Here is a 15,794-nt window from a genome sequence, read left to right on the forward strand (position 1 = left end):
TACCACCGCGAGCCGGCCGGAACGACCGTCCGCTTCCACCGGCACGACCTCCGCCACAATCGACCACAACCTCATGACCTCATGGATGACGCGGGGCGGTGTCGTCCATGAATTTTCTGCTGCTGCGGGTGCGGGTGTTTCCGGCGCTGTTGGATACGGTTGGGCCGTGGAGACGGACAAGCCGGCAGCGGCGGCAGACGCACAGGTCAAGGCGTCCAGCGCCGACGACGCGACCGGCCGCCTCAGCCGGGCGCTGACCACCCGGGTGGCGCCGCGTCTGGTGGCCCTGGCCCTGGGGGCCGCCTGCATCCTCATGGGACTCAACGCCGCCCTCCTGCGCCTGAACCTGCCCGCCCTCATCAGCGGCGCCAGGCTGGCGGCGCTCCACGGCCCCCTCATGCTCGTCGGCTTCCTGGGCACCGTTATCGCCCTGGAGCGGGCGGTCGCCGCCCGGGCCCCCTGGGCCTTCCTCGCCCCGCTGGGCAACGCCGCGGGCTGCCTGACCCTCATGGCCGGCGCGCCCGACGCCGTGGGTCGGGGCCTCATGACCGCCGCCGCCTGCATCCTGTGCGCCGTCTACCTGCGTGTTCACCGGCGCGCCCCCAGCGCCGCCGTCGACGTCGAGGCCATGGGTGCCGCAGCCCTCCTGCTGGGAGACGTCTTGTGGCTGGGCGGTCGCGGCATCGAGGAGGTCGTCCCGCTGTGGCTGCTCTTCCCCGTGCTCACCATCGTCGGGGAACGCCTGGAGTTGGCCCGCATTGCCTTCCTCGACGAGATGGTCGAGACCGTCGTCGAGGCCCTGGCCGGTGCCGCGGTTCTGGGCGCATGCCTGCTGCTGGTCGGACAGGGCGCCCACCTCGTGACTGGCCCGGCCCTGTTGGGACTGGCCGTCGTCATGGCCTACTACGACGTCGCCCGGCGCACCATCCGAGCCGGCGGCGGGGTCCGTTTCATGGCGGCCTCCATGCTCGCCGGCTACATCTGGCTCGCTCTGGCCGGGGCGGTCTGGTCGCTGTGGGGCCTGGGCGGGCTGGGCGGCTCGGCCTATGAGATCGTCATCCACGCCATCACGGTCGGTTTCGCCTTCTCCATGATCCTGGCCCACGCCCCGGTCATCATCCCCGCGATCGTCCACCGGGCCCTGCCCTACCACCGGCTCATGTGGCTGCCCTACGTCCTGTTGCACGCCGGTCTGGTGGTGCGCGTCGGAGGCCTGCTCGCCGGGACCGCCGGAATCTGGCAGGTCGGAGGCGCCGTCGGGGTGGCGGCGATCGGCATCTTCATGGTCCTCACCCTGGTCCGCGTGCTCACCTCCGGCAGTATTCGAAAGGCCGTCCGGGCGAGGCGTTCGGCCGCGGCGGCCGGCTCGACGACGATACGGTCGGGCGGGAGCCCCGCATGAGCCTGTCCATCGGTTCTCCCACCCCCCGCCCCGGTCCTGGACGATCGCAGGGCCCGGGAGGTCGCCCCGCCAAGAAGCCCTCCCGGCGCACCACCCAGGTGCGTCGCAACGCCTTCGTCATGGCCTGGTTACTCGCCGCCGCGGTCCTGGCGGGCCTGACCATCGTGGGCCCCCTGGTCTCCTGGGGCACGTGGCTGCCCCTGCACGCCCTGCTTCTGGGCGGGATCGGCAGCGCCATCACCATCTGGTCCGCCCACTTCGCCGACACCCTCCTGCACCGTCCCGCCCTGGGCGGCGCAGCCCTCCTGGACACGCGCCTCTACGCCCACAGCCTCGGCACGATCATTGTGCTCACCGGCATCACCACGGGCCGACAGGTGCCGGCGCTCATCGGGGCGGGCATCGTCATGGCCCAGGCCATCGCCGGCGTTGTGGCCATCACCGTGCAGTACCGGCGCGCCATCGCCCCGCGCCTGGCCTCCCTGGCCATCCACTACGCCGTCGCCCTCGTCCTGCTGGCCACCGGCGCGCTCCTGGGCTTCCTCATCTCCTGGTCCAACGCCCACGGACGCTCTGGCCTGGCCGACGGCCTCTATCTGGCTCATACCACCACTATGCTGCTGGGTTTCGTGGGCACCACGGTCCTGGGCACGCTCACCGTCCTGTGGCCAACGATGCTGCGCACCCCCATGGAACCCGTGGCGCCGCGCTGGACCACCCGAGGTCTGCCCTATCTTGTGGGCGGCACCGCGCTCGTGGCCGCCTCCGGGCTGTGGCCACCCCTGGCCGGCCTGGGCACCCTGGTCTACCTCGGGGGCGCTTGCGGGGTCCTCGTGCCCGCCTACAGGACGGCCCGCCGGGTCCCGCCGACCTCCTTCGCCACGGCCTCCGCCACGGCCTCGGTGTCCTGGTTCGTCGGCTGCGCCGCCGTACTGGGCGCCCGTATGGCCCTGGCCGACGACGTCGCCGCCGCCCGCGACGTCATCCACGCCCTGCGCCTGCCCCTGGCGGCCGGCTTCGCCCTCCAGATCCTCGTGGCGGCCCTGAGCTACCTCGCCCCGGTGATGCTCGGCGGTGGACCCGCGGCCACCCGGGCCACCAACACGATCATGGACCGCCACGCCGCCTACCGCGTCACCGCTGCCAACGCCTGCCTCCTGCTGGCGGTCAGTCCGGGCACGCCCTGGCAGGTGCGCGTCGTCGCCGGGGCCCTGGCCGCGCTGGTGACCTCCTACCTGCTGGTCGGCATCATCCTCTGCCTGCGCGAGCTCTCCCGTCGCAAGCGCACGCCGCGCGGCGCCTCCACCGCGGCCGCCACACCCCACCCGACAGACCCCGCGGGCCGCCGGCCCGCCCAGCCCCGAGGGGAACACCGATGACGAAGACGCCCGACGCGCAGGCCCCATCTCCGGACGAGGCCGCCGCCACCTCTGAGAGCGCCGCCGCAGGCGCCGCCGAGAGCAGCACCGCGGATGGAGTCGCCGACAGTGCCGCTCATACTGCCGGCGACGCCGCGACGAGCCCCGACAAGTCCGACGCCGCCCACCGCCGGGCCGTCACGGCCGGCACCGCGCCGGCCATCGACCGCAACCGCCGCCCCCTGTCGAGCAGGGCCGACTCCACGGCGGGGGCCGGCGCGACGGCATCTGCTGCGTCAGCGCCGTCGGGCGGCCTGATCCGCTCCGCCGACCGCCGCGGCATCCTCATGGGACTGCTCACCGCGGGGGCGGCCGTCGTGGTCGGTAGCGTCATCGGCAACCGGGGGCAGGGCACGGGCGCCCAGGACGTCGAGGCCACCGGCAACACCGTCAACGCCACCATCACCGTCCAGGGTATGCGGTTCGTGCCCGACACGGTTGACGTCACCCCCGGCGACCGGCTCGTCATCACCCTGGACAACACCGCCGACCAGGTCCACGACCTCGTTCTGGCCACCGGCCAGTCCACCGGCCGCGTGGCTGCCGGCGCCAAGGGTACGCTCGACGCCGGTATCGTCTCCGGGCCGGTCGAGGGCTGGTGCTCCATCGCCGGCCACCGCGCCCAGGGCATGGTCTTCCACGTCACCGCGGGCGGGGCGGGCGCCGGCACCCACCAGCACGGCGGCGGCCAGAGCAGGCAGACCGGCTCGGGCAAGGACGCGGTTCCCGACTACTCCGCCCACCTGCCCGCCGACTTCAAGGCCTTCGACGCCGCCCTGCCGGCCGCCCCGAGCAGCCCCGACGGCGGGCCCATGACCCACCGGCACACCTTCACCGTCACCGAGCAGGTCATGCAGGTCGGCGGCGGCGTCACCCAGCGGCGCATGACTTTCAACGGCCAGGTCCCCGGCCCCGTCCTGCGCGGCAAGGTGGGGGACACCTTCGAGATCACCCTGGTCAACGACGGCACCATGAGCCACTCCATCGACTTCCACGCCGGGATCACCCCGCCCGATGAGGCGATGCGCTCGATCAACCCCGGCGAGTCCCTGGTCTACACCTTCACCGCCCAGCACTCGGGGATCTGGCTCTACCACTGCTCCACCTCCCCGATGAGCCTGCATCTGGCTGCGGGCATGCACGGGGCCGTCATCATCGATCCGCCGGGCCTGCCGGCCGTGGACCGCGAGTACGCCATCGTCGCCTCCGAGGTCTACCTCGGTCCCGAGGGCGGCGAGCCCAACACCGACAAGATCGCCGCCAAGACCCCCGACCTCATGACCTTCAACGGGGTGGCCTTCCAGTACCACCAGCAGCCCCTCAAGGCCAGGGTGGGCGAGCGCGTGCGCTTCTGGGTCATGGCCGCGGGCCCCTCATTGCCGACCTCCTTCCACGCCGTCGGCCTGCAGTTCGACCAGGTCTTCTTCGAGGGGGCCTGGACTCTCGGCGGCCCCAGCCAGATCGGGGCCGCCTGGTCCGGCGGCTCCCAGGCCCTCGGCCTGCACCCGGCCCAGGGCGGCTTCGTCGAGTGCGTCGCCTCCGAGCCGGGCCACTACGTGTTCGTGTCCCACTCCTTCGCCGACATGGAGAAGGGCGCTCACGGCGTCCTGGAGGTCACCGCCTGAGCCGAGACCGCGCCTTGGGGAACCGCCCCGAGCACGACTCGGCCCCGGGCGCCTGTGCCCGGGGCCGAAGTCTCGCGATCTTAGTAGTGGTTGGTGATTGGACAGATGATGGAGGTCGACGGAGCAGCGCGGCTCAGGCGACGTCGGCGTGGACGATCTTCAGCTCCGTGTCCTCCTGGGGCGGCTGGGCCGGGGTGATCTGGCAGCCGTCAGGCCCGTTGGGCAGGAACTTGATGCGCTCGTAGGACGCCGGGTCGGGGCCGACGACGGCCCGCAGGAATCCCTCGTGCATGGTGCACACCAGGTCGCGCGGCCTGTGGTTGCGGGTGACCAGCGGACAGGAGCGCAGGACGACGGTGTCGCCGGAGACCTCTGGGGCGAAGCCCATGACCGCGAGGTAGGGGATGAGGGCGGTGACCCGGTCCACCTCCTCGCCGTCGATGGTCGGCTCGGCAACCGTTCCCGGGGTCAGCTCGGCCCAGCGGCGACCGATCTCCAGGGCGGTGGCGTGGGCGTCCTCGCCCTCGCCCAGGGTGTCGGCGATCGCGTCGAGCAGCAGCAGGTAGGCGTCGACCATCTGCTGGGGGTCGGGGGCCGTCGAGGCGTAGCGCAGGGCCGGGCGGCCCCGCTTGCCGGTCGGCTTGGTGGACACCGTGACGAACCCGGCGTCGACCAGGGCGTCGAGGTGTTCACGGACGGTGTTGTGGTGCAGGTTGAGTGCGTTGGCGACCTGAACGGCCGTCATTGCGTCGTTTGAAGCCTCCACGACCTCCAGGACGCGCCGGCGCGCCGCTGAGAGATTGGCGCGCGCGGACAGATCGCCCAGGGCGGGACGTGGGAGTGAAGGGATCGGACGGTTGTGCATGTCATGAGACTAACGCGCTTTCGCTTGTGGGAACCGTCAAAATCGGCTTGTAGTTGAATCCTGCAACGGCTCTGTGATGTGAGTTTTAGCACACGGTGTCCAATAGTGGGAAGGTTGAAGCGTGAAAAAACTCAGTGCTGGCGCCGTTTCGGTCGGGTCATGGCCCAATAGTCGGGCAGACGGCCCTCAGAGTTAAGGATCGCGCTATCGACGAAACCGTGACGCCCATAGAAGGACGCCGCCCGGCGCGTCGTGGCCTCCAGATGGGCGACCGTCCCCTGGGTGTCCACTCGCTCCAGGCCTCTGCGCAGGAGCGCGGCCCCGGTACCGGTGCCGCGGGCGCCCGGGGCGACGGCGATCATGTATAGGTACCAGTGGGGCTCGGCGGGGCGCTCGGCCTCGCACATGGTGCCGTCGAGCAGGCACAGCTCCCACGCGTTCCCCAGAAGTTCCAGGTCGAGTCCGGCCGGTGGCTCGCCGTGGGGGCCGAGCGGGCCGGCGGGATTGGCGGGGCTGGTCGGGGTGGCCGTGTGGTCCGAGCTGTCTGCGCCGGCGGGATTGGGGGCGTCCCACAGGGCGACGCCGAGGAGGCGCCCGGCGTCGAGGTCGTCCGGTGAGGCGCAACGTAGGTGGGGGCTGGATGTGGTCACGCCCATGTGTGTACCACGGCGGGTGGCCGGTTCTCCTCCGGGACAACCTGCCGACGGCGGCGGGTGCCGGCCCACCGGGGCCGGCCCGAGCCGCTGTGGACCGCCCCCGAGAGCGCTCGCGCAGAGCCACCGCTCTGCGATGGGAGGTTGTTCAGGGCTTGGTGGGATCCTCAGCCTCCAGTGAGGGCGCCAGTAGGCGGCGGAAGGAGTCGACCCGCTCGCGCCGCCCTTCGGGGGCGGCCGGGCCGCCCGGCTCGGCCGGCTCGCTCGTCCACGTATCCAGGGCGCAGTCGACGACGCCGTCCTCGTGGGTGCACCCGCGCGGGCAGTCCTCGGCCACGGCCGCCAGGTCCGGGAAGCCGCGCAGGACGTCGGCGCTGCCTACGTGGGAGACCCCGAAGGAGCGCACTCCGGGAGTGTCGATGACCCAGCCGCCGCCGGGCAGGGCGAGGGCCTGGAGGCTGGTGGAGGTGTGACGGCCGCGGCCGGTGACCTCGTTGACGCGGCCGGTGGCTCGGTCGGCACCGGGCACGATCGCGTTGATGAGCGTGGACTTGCCGACCCCGGAGTGGCCCACGAGCACCGAGACGGCGCCGGTAAGCGCCTGGCGAACCGCCTCGACGCCGTCGCCGGGTCGCTCGTCCGCACCGCCGGCCTCGGGGGGCTGGGTGTCGGAGCCGTGGGGCAGGTGCGTGGCCAGGCAGCGTACCCCCAGGGGGCTGTAGAGGTCCGTCAGGGGGGCGGCGTCGGCCAGGTCGGTCTTGGTGAGCACGATGAGCGGCTCCATGCCGGCGTCGTAGGCGGCGACGAGGTAGCGGTCGATCATCCGCGGGCGCGGCTCGGGGTCGGCCACGGCGGTGACGATGACGAGCAGGTCGGCGTTGGCGACGATCGCCCGCTCGGTGCCGGCGGCGTCGCCGTCCTCGGCGCTGCGGCGCAGCAGGGTGGTGCGCTCCTCGATGCGCACCATGCGGGCCAGGGTCCCGGTACGTCCGCTGGTGTCCCCGACGACGGCGACCCGGTCGCCGACGACGACCTTGCCCCGACCGAGCTCGCGGGCCTTCATGGCGGTGATGTCGCCGCCGGAGTCCTCGGTGAGATCGGGGTCATCCAGGCGGATGCGGTAGTGGCCGCGGTCGATGCGGGTGACCATGCCCAGGACCGCGTCGGCGTGGCTGGGGCGTTGCTTGGTGCGGGGGCGCGAGCCCCTGCCGGGGCGGACCCGCACCCGGGGGTCGTCGGTGCCGATGTCGCGGCGGGCCATCAGGCGCGATCTCCCGGGACGCCCGGCTCAGCGCCCGGTGCGGTGCCATGTTCTTCGGCCGCGGTGGCGAGCATGGCGGTCCACAGGCCCACGAAGCCGGGCAGCGTCTTGGAGGTGCACCCGACGTCGTCCAGGCTCACTCCGTCCACGCCCAGGCCGATGATGGCGGCGAAGGTGGCCATCCGGTGGTCGGCATAGGAGTGCAGAGCGGCGCCGTGCAGCGGGGCGGGGCGGATGGCGAGTCCATCGGCGGTCTCCTCGGCGTCCCCGCCCAGGAGACGGATCTCGGTGGCCAGGGCCGCCAGGCGGTCGGTCTCGTGCCCGCGCAGATGCGCGATGCCGGTGAGGGTGCTGGCGTGGCCCTGCGCCCCGGCGAGGGCCGCCAGGGCCGCCACCGTGGGGACGAGCTCTCCGACGTCGGACAGGTCCGCCTCGAGGCAGGTCAGCCGCCCGGTACCGCGAGCCGTGAGCAGGTCACCCGAGAGCGTCACTTCGCCGCCCAGGCGGGGCAGGAGCTCGCGCCAGGCGTCACCGGCCTGGGTCGTGGCCGCCGGCCAGTGGGGGACGCTCACCCGGCCGCCGGCCACGAGGGCGGCCGCCAGGAAGGGACCGGCGTTGGACAGGTCCGGCTCGATCGCCACCTGCCCGCCGCGAGGGCGGCCGGGGTGGACCCGCCAGGTGCGCTCGCCGTCGCCGGCCCCGGGAGCGGGCTCGTCGACGGCGATGCCCCGCTCGCGCAGCGTCGCCACCGTCATGGCCACATGCGTCAGCGAGGGCACCGGCCCGGTGGGGGTGAGCTCCAGGCCACCGGGCAGGAGGGCTCCCAGGAGCAGGAGGGCGGAGACGAACTGGGAGGAGGCCGAACCGTCGACCGCCACCCGGGCGTTCTGGGCTTTCAGGAGTGCGCCGTCGCCGGGGCCGATGCGGAAGGGCAGGAAGCCGGGCTCACCGAGGTGGGTCACCTCCGCGCCCAGGGCGGCCAGCGCGTCGATCAGTGGCGCCATGGGGCGGCGCCGGGCGGCCTTGTCCCCGTCGAAGACGACCGGGGCGTCGGCCAGCGCGGCCAGTGCGGGCACGAAGCGCATGACGGTCCCGGCCAGGCCGACGTCGATACGGCCGACGCCGTCGGGGCCGGCCTGCACGCGCAGCGGCAGGGGAGCCGGCGTGACGCGCAGCTGCGTGCCGGAGTCGTTGAGGTCCTCGAAGCGGGCGCCGAGCGCGCTCAGAGCGGCGAGCATGAGCTCGGTGTCGCGCGAGCGCAGGAGCCCGCTGAGCGTCGTCGGCGCGTCGGCGACGGCGGCCAGCAGCAGAGCCCGTGCACTGAGCGACTTCGACCCCGGCAGCTCCACGGCGGCGTCCAGCGCCCCCGCCGCCACCGGCGCCCGCCACGGCTCGTTCGAGCCGTCCGAGCCGGCGCCGGGGCGGTCAGTCATGACAGCGCCTCGATGACGGCGTTGAGGGTTGTCGAGGGACGCATGACGGCGTCGGTCAGGGCCTCATCGGGACGGTAGTAGCCGCCAATGTCCACCGGCGAGCCCTGGACGGCCAGCAGCTCGGCTTGGATCGTGTCATTGAAGGCCTCGAGCTGCTGGGCGATCGGGGCGAAGACGGCGGCGAGCTCCGGGCTGGTCTCCTGTGCGGCCAGCTCACCGGCCCAGTACAGGGCCAGCCAGGCGTGCGAGCCGCGGTTGTCGATCTGCCCCAGGCGGCGCGCCGGCGAGCGGTTATCCTCCAGCAGCCGGGCCGTGGCGGCCTCCAGGGCGTCGGCCAGGACCTCGGCGCGCTCGTTGCCACTGACCTGGGCCACGTGGTGGAAGGCCTCGGCCAGGGCCAGGAACTCGCCCAGGGAGTCCCAGCGCAGGTAGTCCTCCTCGAGCAGCTGGCGCACGTGCTTGGGGGCCGAACCCCCGGCCCCGGTCTCGTACAGGCCGCCGCCGTTCATTAGCGGAACCACCGAGAGCATCTTGGCGCTCGTGCCCACCTCCAGGATGGGGAAGAGGTCCGTGTTGTAGTCGCGCAGGACGTTGCCGGTCACCGAGATCGTGTCCTCGCCGCGGCGGGCGCGCTCCAGGGACAGGCGCGTGGCCGCCACCGGGTCCAGGACGCGGATGTCCAGGCCCTCGGTGTCCTCATCGGCCAGGTAGCGGCGAACCAGGTCGATGAGGACGGCGTCGTGGCCGCGCTCGGGGTCCAGCCAGAATACGGCCGGGGCGCCGGTGGCCCGGGCCCGCGTGACCGCCAGGTGCACCCAGTCGCGGATGGGGGCGTCCTGGGTGGTGCAGGCCCGCCAGATGTCGCCGGCGGCCACCTCGTGGGACAGCAGCACCGCACCGGGCTCGGCGCCCGCGCCCTCGACCAGGACGACCTCGACGGTGCCGTCGGCCGGGATGAGGAAGGTCTTGTCGTGGCTGCCGTACTCCTCGGCCTTGCGGGCCATGAGACCCACGTTAGGCACCGAGCCCATGGTGGCCGGGTCCAGGGCCCCGTGGGTGCGGCAGTCCTCGATGACGGCCTGGTAGACCCCGGCGTAGGAGGAGTCCGGGATGACGGCGATCGTGTCCGCGGTCTTGCCGTCCGGCCCCCACAGATGGCCGCCGGCCCGGATCATGGCGGGCATGGAGGCGTCGATGATGACATCGCTGGGCACGTGCAGGTTCGTGATGCCGCGGTCGGAGTCCACCATGGACAGGCGCGGTCCGGCTGCGAGCTCGGCCTCGATGGCGGTACGGATCTCCTCTCCCTGGGCCAAACCCTCCAGGCCCGCCAGGATCGAGGCCAGCCCGTCCTCGGCGCGCAGGCCGGCCTCGGCCAGTACCTGCCCGTAGGTGGAGAAGACGCCCGGCAGGGCGGCGCGCACCGCGTGGCCGAAGATGATCGGGTCGGAGACCTTCATCATCGTGGCCTTCAGGTGCACCGACAGCAGCAGGTCCTCATCCTTGGCCGCGGCCACCTGCCGGGTGAGGAACTCGTCCAGGGCGACGGCGCTCATGAAGGTGGCGTCCACGACCTCACCGGCGCTCACCGGCAAAGACTCCCGCAGGATGACGGGAGCCCCGCCACCTGCCGGGCGCAGCCGGATCTGCAGGGTGCCGGCCTCGGGGATGACGACGCTGCGCTCGTTGTGCCGGAAGTCGCCGGCCCCCATCGTGGCCACGCGTGTGCGCGACTCGGGCGACCAGGCCCCCATCGAGTGCGGGTGGGAGCGGGCGTAGGCCTTGACGGCCGCCGGGGCGCGCCGGTCGGAATTGCCCTCGCGCAGGACGGGGTTGACGGCACTGCCCTTGACGGCGTCGTAGGCGGCGCGCGCCTCCCGCTCAGCGGGCGTGCCGGGGGAGTCGGGGTAGTCCGGGACCTCGTAGCCCAGGGCTTGCAGTTCGGCAATGGCGGCTTTGAGCTGGGGCAGAGAGGCGGAGATGTTGGGCAGCTTGATGATCGTGGCCGCAGGAGACTGGGTGAGCTCGCCCAGGCGGGCCAGGTCGTCGTCGGCCAGGGAGAAGGCGGCCAGGATGCGACCCGCCAGCGAGATGTCCGCGGTGCCCACGCTCACACCCGCCCGCTGTGCGAAGCCCCGCACGATCGGCAGGAAGGAGTGGGTCGCCAGCATTGGCGCCTCGTCGGTCCAGGTGTAGATGACATCGGGCTGCGCGGCCCATTCTGACTGGGGCGATTGGTTTGCCTGGGCCGGACGGGCGGACGGGACGGTCATGGGTGCTCCCTGCGTGTCGATGACGTGTCTGCGCATGGTGGGGTGGAGTGGACGAGTCGAGGCTAGCCGTCACCTGTGACGTCCAGGTGACGGCGATGTCGGAGTCGGGGCGAGAATCGGCCCTGGCCCTGGAGGAGGGCCTCAGGCGGTCACGTAGCGCTGGCGGACCGTCTCCCGAGCGGCCTGGATCGCCTCGCGCTGCTGCCGGGAGTTGCGCATCCGCCACGCCAGGGATGGCTTGCCCTGGCGGTCGACGGTGGCCAGCGCGAGCCCGGCGCCCACGGCGGCCCCGCGCAGCAGGCCCGAGAGCGCCTCCTTGCGGGCCTTGGTCCCTTTGACCGCCCACACGGGGTTGTTGACGACCGTGAGCGGAACATTGAGCGCCGCCAGGATCGTGGCGTTCGTGCGGGGGGCCCGGCCGGCGGCCAGCCCCAGCCCGGCCAGGAGGCTGACGGCACCCGAGGCGCGGGTGAGCAGACGGGCGTCGGAGGCGAGCACCGGCGGCAGCCCGGCGCGCTCCAGGGTGGGGGCGACCTTCTCGAACTTCTCCACGTGGCGCGAGGGGCGCACGAGGGCGTCGAGCCCATCGACGATGAAGGGTGCAGCGAGCATCGGGCGGGCGAAGGAGCGCAGAATGTTCATGCCCCCATCCTGGCGTACGCGAGCGGCTCGGGCCAGCGATATCGCAGCTCGAACGTGGTGCGCGCCTCGCTGAGCGCGGACGGGGAATGAATCCGGGGCACCGCCCTGTTGCTCAGGACATGAGCACTCAGCAGCCGACCGCGCCGACGTCGAGCAGGACCGCTCGTCGCCGGTGCTCCCCGACGAGCGGCCCGCGCGGGCGCGACGACCGGCTCGGTGGACCCGGCGGCCCCGCAGCGATCCGTATGGTCAGCCGGCCGGGCCACCCCGCTCCCGCCCCGGCCCGGTCCGGCACTATAACCGGCCCCCTGGGTCCTGATGACGCCCGGGAGGCCCGGCTCGGGCTAGGCTCGTGGGCGATGACGGACATCGACGACCACGCAGACGAGATCGCCTTGGCTGAGGTGATCGACCCGGACGACTCCGCCGACGGCCTCGACCGGGCCCCGGCCGACGAGGACGAGGCGGCCCGGGCCGCCCGCTTCGAGGCCGAGGCCCTGCCCTACCTGGACCAGCTCTACGGCGCCGCTCTGCGCATGACCCGCAACCGGGCGGACGCCGAGGACCTCGTGCAGGACGCCTACGCCAAGGCCTTCGGCTCATTCCACCAGTACCGGCCCGGCACCAACCTCAAGGCCTGGCTCTACCGGATTCTGACCAACACCTTCATCAACTCCTACCGCAAGAAGCAGCGCGAGCCGCTCCAGTCCGACGCGGACGCGGTCGAGGACTGGCAACTGCACCGGGCCGCCTCCCACGACTCGGTGGGGCTGCCCAGCGCCGAGAACCTCGCCCTGGACGCCCTGCCGGACTCCGACATCAAGGAGGCCCTGGGCCAGCTCACCGAGGACCGGCGCCTGGCCGTCTACCTGGCGGACGTGGAGGGCTTCTCCTACAAGGAGATCGCCGAGATCATGGACACGCCGATCGGGACCGTCATGTCCAGACTGCACCGGGGACGCCGCCAGCTGCGCGAGCTGCTGGCCGACTACGCCCGCGAGTACGGCTACGGGGAGGAGGAGAAATGAGCGATCACATGGAACCGGGAGCGAGCGGCGAGAAGAGCGCTGAGTCCGCCAAGGCTCCCAAGACGGCCGAGACGGCGACCGGAACCCGGGACTGCTCCTGCGCCGAGGCCCGCGCCCACCTGGAGGCCTTCCTCGACCGGGAGTGCACCGCCGACCTCACCGAGCGCCTCGCCCAGCACGTGGCCGCCTGCCCGTACTGCTCGCGCATCGCCGACGCCGAGACCCACCTGCGCGAGATCCTGCGCTCGCGCTGCGCCGAGCAGGCCCCTCCCGAGCTGCGCGCCCGGGTTCTGGGTCGCCTGTCGACGCTGCGGGCCACCGAGGTGAGCGTGACGACGACGTCGACGACCCGGTCTGCGACGACGACCTCCTCCGGGCGGGTCGTGCGCGTCGTGGAGTCCCGCGTCGAGTCCTCACGAACCATTCGCGTGGAGGGTGACTGAGACGTTTCGTCCCGAGGTCCGGTTCTATCCGTTCGTGGTCGGTGCCGAGTCGCCCGCAGCGGTGTGTGGTCGCCTTCACCGGTGAATGCATGGCATGAGACTGGCCGGGCCAACTCGCCTTGTGCGACAATCGGCGGCGTTCCGTGCCCCCTCGTGGGGCAAGTCCAGACACGAGGAGGCAGTCATGAGCAAGCGCGGTCGTAAGCGTCGTGCACGTGCGAAGTCCAGCGCCAACCACGGCAAGCGCCCCAACGCCTGAGCCGGGTAGCGCGCTGAGCGCAACGCCCTGAGACATAACACGTCGGCCGGTCACCACCGTGGTGACCGGCCGACGTCTGTTGTCCCCCTATACTCCTTGCGAAACGGTGTTGTGAACGGGAGCGCTCATGCCAGCAGGCGAAATCGGTGAGGAGCAAATCCAACCGCGTTATCAGGAGATCGGGGAATGGCTCGTAGAGGAGTGCTCCCGACTGCCTGCGGGGACCTTGCTGCCGTCGGAGTCCCAGCTGGCAACTAAGTTCAACGTCAGCAGGATGACGGCCCGCCACGCGCTCGAGAAGCTGCGCGAGAGCGGGAAGATCGAGCGGCGCCGTGGTGTCGGCAGTTTCGTCGCTGACCCCCAGCTGCACCGCAGAGAGGCTGTGCTGCGCTCCTTCACCGAGGAGATCGCAGCACGGGGCATGGTCGCCAGCTCGATTGTTCTCGATATGAGCCTGGTGGTTCGCCCCTCTGAAGCGAGAGAACTCGGGCTGGACCCCAAGTCGACCTTGATCGCTATTGACCGGATCCGTTGCGCTGACGGTGTCCCAGTGGCCAGGGAACGCGTTCACCTCTCGGAGGAGAAGTATCGAGCGGTCCTAGACCGGGACCTGTCCGCCGGGTCGTTGCACGCCGCTCTGCTCGATCTCGGTGCGACGCTGGCCCAAACCCGTGGTGTGGTCACTGCTCGGCTGGCGACGTCGGAGGAGTGCAACCTGCTGCAGGTAGAAGCCCCTGCCGCACTGCTCGTTGAGACACGAACGGTCTCGGACAGCAATGGCGTCCCGGTTGAAAACACCGAGACGGCGTATCTCGGTACCCGGTGGGCGATCGACACCCTTGGTGCCGTGACGCCGCGCTGACGCTCATCTCACGTAACGCCGCCTACCTGGACAGCGCCAAGGAATCGGTCGGTTCAGTACAACTGTACTTGCACACGTATATACATCGTTGTGAGCGCGCGAGTTTGGGCTTGAAGGTAGGTGTCGCCAGCTCTAGTTGGTGACCGCTGTGAGTTGTCCTGATTGTGCGGTAGCTGTCTGTGCTCTTGGAGTGAAGGCAGACCGTGATGTGATGCACATCATAAAATCCAGCCTGTCGCACATGTCGTATATACAGGTACAGTGGTTGTCGGCGGAGCGAACTGATGCTCTGCCGCTCTATGGGCCAGATCAAGACGCAAAGAGAAAGAGGACATCATGCGACCCATCAAGCCGGCCTCTGAGATGACACGAGATGAACTTGCGGCCTACATCGACTACTCCGTCCTCAAGCCTGAGTTCACTACGCAGGACGTCAAGCGCGAAGCTCGGACTGCCGCTGATCTTCGCTGCAAGACGGTGTGCATCAACCCGGCCTATATCGAGACGGTTCTCCCCATTGTTGAAGGCACCAACACGGGCATCTGCGTCGTCATCGACTTCCCGTTCGGAACCTCGAGCACACGTTCAAAGGTCGCTCAGGCCGAAGTTGCTCTCGAGTACCCAATCGAGGACCTTGACATCGTCATGAACTACGGTTGGCTGCGCGATGGTGAGATCGAGAAGGTCGCTGAGGACATCAGGGCGGTGGTCGATGTTTGCCACGCCAAGGGGGTGATCGTCAAGACTATCTTCGAGACGGATGCGCTCACTGACGACGAAATCCGCTCCGCAGCCGAGGCGGCAATCGCTGCGGGTAGTGACTACATCAAAACCTCCACTGGCTTCTACACGGGTGCGCCAAAGCACGGTGAACGTACCGGTGCCTTCGATGAGATGGTTGCGCTGATGCAAGAGTGTGCGGCAGGTCGAGCCAAGGTCAAGGGCTCGGGCTCGATCCGCGACAAAGCCCACTTCCTGCGCCTCATTGACATGGGGATCGATCGTATGGGGGTCGGGTATCGGTCGGTGCCGGTAGTGCTCGCGGAAAATTGAATGGGGGAGTTGGGAGCCGACGTGCGGTGCGCCCGAAATGCGGTGGCAAATGAGGGCTGCACGGCATGCTTCAGTTCCTCGACGCGTCGTCCAGCTGCTCGAACTGACGGTGGCGGTGATCCACAACTTCACACAGATCTGTTTCATTCTCGAAGGGATGATAGTTCTTGCACTGGTCCTCACTGGATTCCAGTTTTCGCTGGGCGTCGTCGCCTTGGGTACCATCATCATGGGGTTCTTTATTGGGCCTATTGTCAACTTCTTCAACAACTCGATTTCCAACCACCTAGTAGGGATATCTGGAGATATCTTCGAGCAGACTGAAGTCGTAGATTCGATTGTGTCCAATGATGTGCATGTCACGGTTGCCTGAGATGGTGATGTGCGAAACTAGCGCGATGTGAAATCGACCATCGAAGGCTGTCGCAGGATTCCTGAGAGAATCCTGCGACAGCCAGCATCATTATCTTGTTCCCAAGACGTAGTAAGGAGTCTTCAGTTATGAGTGCTGAGCCGCTGCTCACCGATCTCGACCGCCGGACGATCGCGGTTTCCAAGGCCCTGGCTGCTGATGCCG

The 15,794-nt window shown here is 70.3% G+C and carries 15 protein-coding genes; 9 read left to right on the forward strand and 6 right to left on the reverse strand.

Features of this window, described 5'->3' with window-relative positions:
* Positions 1-166: 166 nt before the first annotated feature.
* From FK256_RS13685 to FK256_RS13695, 3 genes are read left to right on the forward strand one after another with little or no spacing between them, the layout of a single operon-like run.
* Positions 167-1,402, forward strand: a complete 1,236-nt coding sequence (locus FK256_RS13685; protein ID WP_141425129.1) for a hypothetical protein — start codon at positions 167-169, stop codon at positions 1,400-1,402.
* The gene (locus FK256_RS13690) at positions 1,399-2,781 is read left to right on the forward strand and encodes a hypothetical protein (protein ID WP_141425130.1); all 1,383 of its coding nucleotides are present in this window, start codon (positions 1,399-1,401) and stop codon (positions 2,779-2,781) included. The genes FK256_RS13685 and FK256_RS13690 overlap by 4 nt, the downstream gene beginning before the upstream one ends.
* On the forward strand, positions 2,778-4,445 hold the full coding sequence (locus FK256_RS13695; protein WP_141425131.1) for a multicopper oxidase domain-containing protein: 1,668 nt from the start codon (positions 2,778-2,780) through the stop codon (positions 4,443-4,445). The genes FK256_RS13690 and FK256_RS13695 overlap by 4 nt, the downstream gene beginning before the upstream one ends.
* A 133-nt stretch (positions 4,446-4,578) precedes the next feature.
* Here the strand turns inward: FK256_RS13695 and FK256_RS13700 are convergent, their stop codons facing one another.
* From FK256_RS13700 to FK256_RS13725, 6 genes are all read right to left on the reverse strand, one after another.
* Entirely contained in the window at positions 4,579-5,310 is a 732-nt protein-coding gene (locus FK256_RS13700) for a helix-turn-helix transcriptional regulator (RefSeq protein ID WP_141425132.1), read from the reverse strand.
* 131 nt (positions 5,311-5,441) lie between these two features.
* Positions 5,442-5,966: a GNAT family N-acetyltransferase gene (locus FK256_RS13705; protein WP_141425133.1), complete on the reverse strand. Its 525-nt coding sequence runs from the start codon at positions 5,964-5,966 to the stop codon at positions 5,442-5,444.
* A 145-nt stretch (positions 5,967-6,111) separates the two neighbouring features.
* Positions 6,112-7,224 (reverse strand): ribosome small subunit-dependent GTPase A, encoded by a 1,113-nt coding sequence (gene rsgA, locus FK256_RS13710; protein ID WP_141425134.1) that lies wholly within the window; start codon positions 7,222-7,224, stop codon positions 6,112-6,114.
* Positions 7,224-8,657, reverse strand: a complete 1,434-nt coding sequence (gene aroA / locus FK256_RS13715) for a 3-phosphoshikimate 1-carboxyvinyltransferase (protein ID WP_141425135.1) — start codon at positions 8,655-8,657, stop codon at positions 7,224-7,226. The genes rsgA and aroA overlap by 1 nt, the downstream gene beginning before the upstream one ends.
* Complete coding sequence (locus FK256_RS13720) at positions 8,654-10,930, reverse strand: NADP-dependent isocitrate dehydrogenase (RefSeq protein ID WP_141425136.1); 2,277 nt, start codon at positions 10,928-10,930, stop codon at positions 8,654-8,656. Before FK256_RS13720 ends, aroA begins: the two co-directional genes overlap by 4 nt.
* Positions 10,931-11,071: 141 nt before the next feature.
* Complete coding sequence (locus FK256_RS13725; RefSeq protein WP_009232460.1) at positions 11,072-11,572, reverse strand: DoxX family membrane protein; 501 nt, start codon at positions 11,570-11,572, stop codon at positions 11,072-11,074.
* A gap of 359 nt (positions 11,573-11,931) precedes the next feature.
* On the opposite strand from FK256_RS13725, the gene FK256_RS13730 reads away from it, so the two are divergent.
* From FK256_RS13730 to FK256_RS13750, 6 genes are all read left to right on the forward strand, one after another.
* The gene (locus tag FK256_RS13730) at positions 11,932-12,600 is read left to right on the forward strand and encodes a sigma-70 family RNA polymerase sigma factor (RefSeq protein WP_009232459.1); all 669 of its coding nucleotides are present in this window, start codon (positions 11,932-11,934) and stop codon (positions 12,598-12,600) included.
* A complete protein-coding gene (rsrA, locus tag FK256_RS13735; protein WP_009232458.1) occupies positions 12,597-13,043 on the forward strand; it encodes a mycothiol system anti-sigma-R factor in 447 nt (148 codons plus the stop codon). The genes FK256_RS13730 and rsrA overlap by 4 nt, the downstream gene beginning before the upstream one ends.
* Positions 13,044-13,227: 184 nt before the next feature.
* Positions 13,228-13,302: a 50S ribosomal protein bL37 gene (locus FK256_RS14920; protein WP_370538935.1), complete on the forward strand. Its 75-nt coding sequence runs from the start codon at positions 13,228-13,230 to the stop codon at positions 13,300-13,302.
* A gap of 127 nt (positions 13,303-13,429) precedes the next feature.
* A complete protein-coding gene (locus FK256_RS13740; protein WP_081390983.1) occupies positions 13,430-14,164 on the forward strand; it encodes a GntR family transcriptional regulator in 735 nt (244 codons plus the stop codon).
* 336 nt (positions 14,165-14,500) lie between these two features.
* On the forward strand, positions 14,501-15,217 hold the full coding sequence (deoC, locus tag FK256_RS13745) for a deoxyribose-phosphate aldolase (RefSeq protein WP_021609829.1): 717 nt from the start codon (positions 14,501-14,503) through the stop codon (positions 15,215-15,217).
* Between the two features lie 49 nt (positions 15,218-15,266).
* Positions 15,267-15,590 carry a hypothetical protein gene (locus FK256_RS13750; protein ID WP_244936468.1) on the forward strand — a complete coding sequence of 108 codons (324 nt, stop codon included), beginning with the start codon at positions 15,267-15,269 and terminating at the stop codon, positions 15,588-15,590.
* Positions 15,591-15,794 lie beyond the last annotated feature (204 nt).

This window comes from Actinomyces johnsonii (assembly GCF_006546835.1).
GTDB classification, from domain to species: Bacteria; Actinomycetota; Actinomycetes; order Actinomycetales; family Actinomycetaceae; genus Actinomyces; species Actinomyces johnsonii.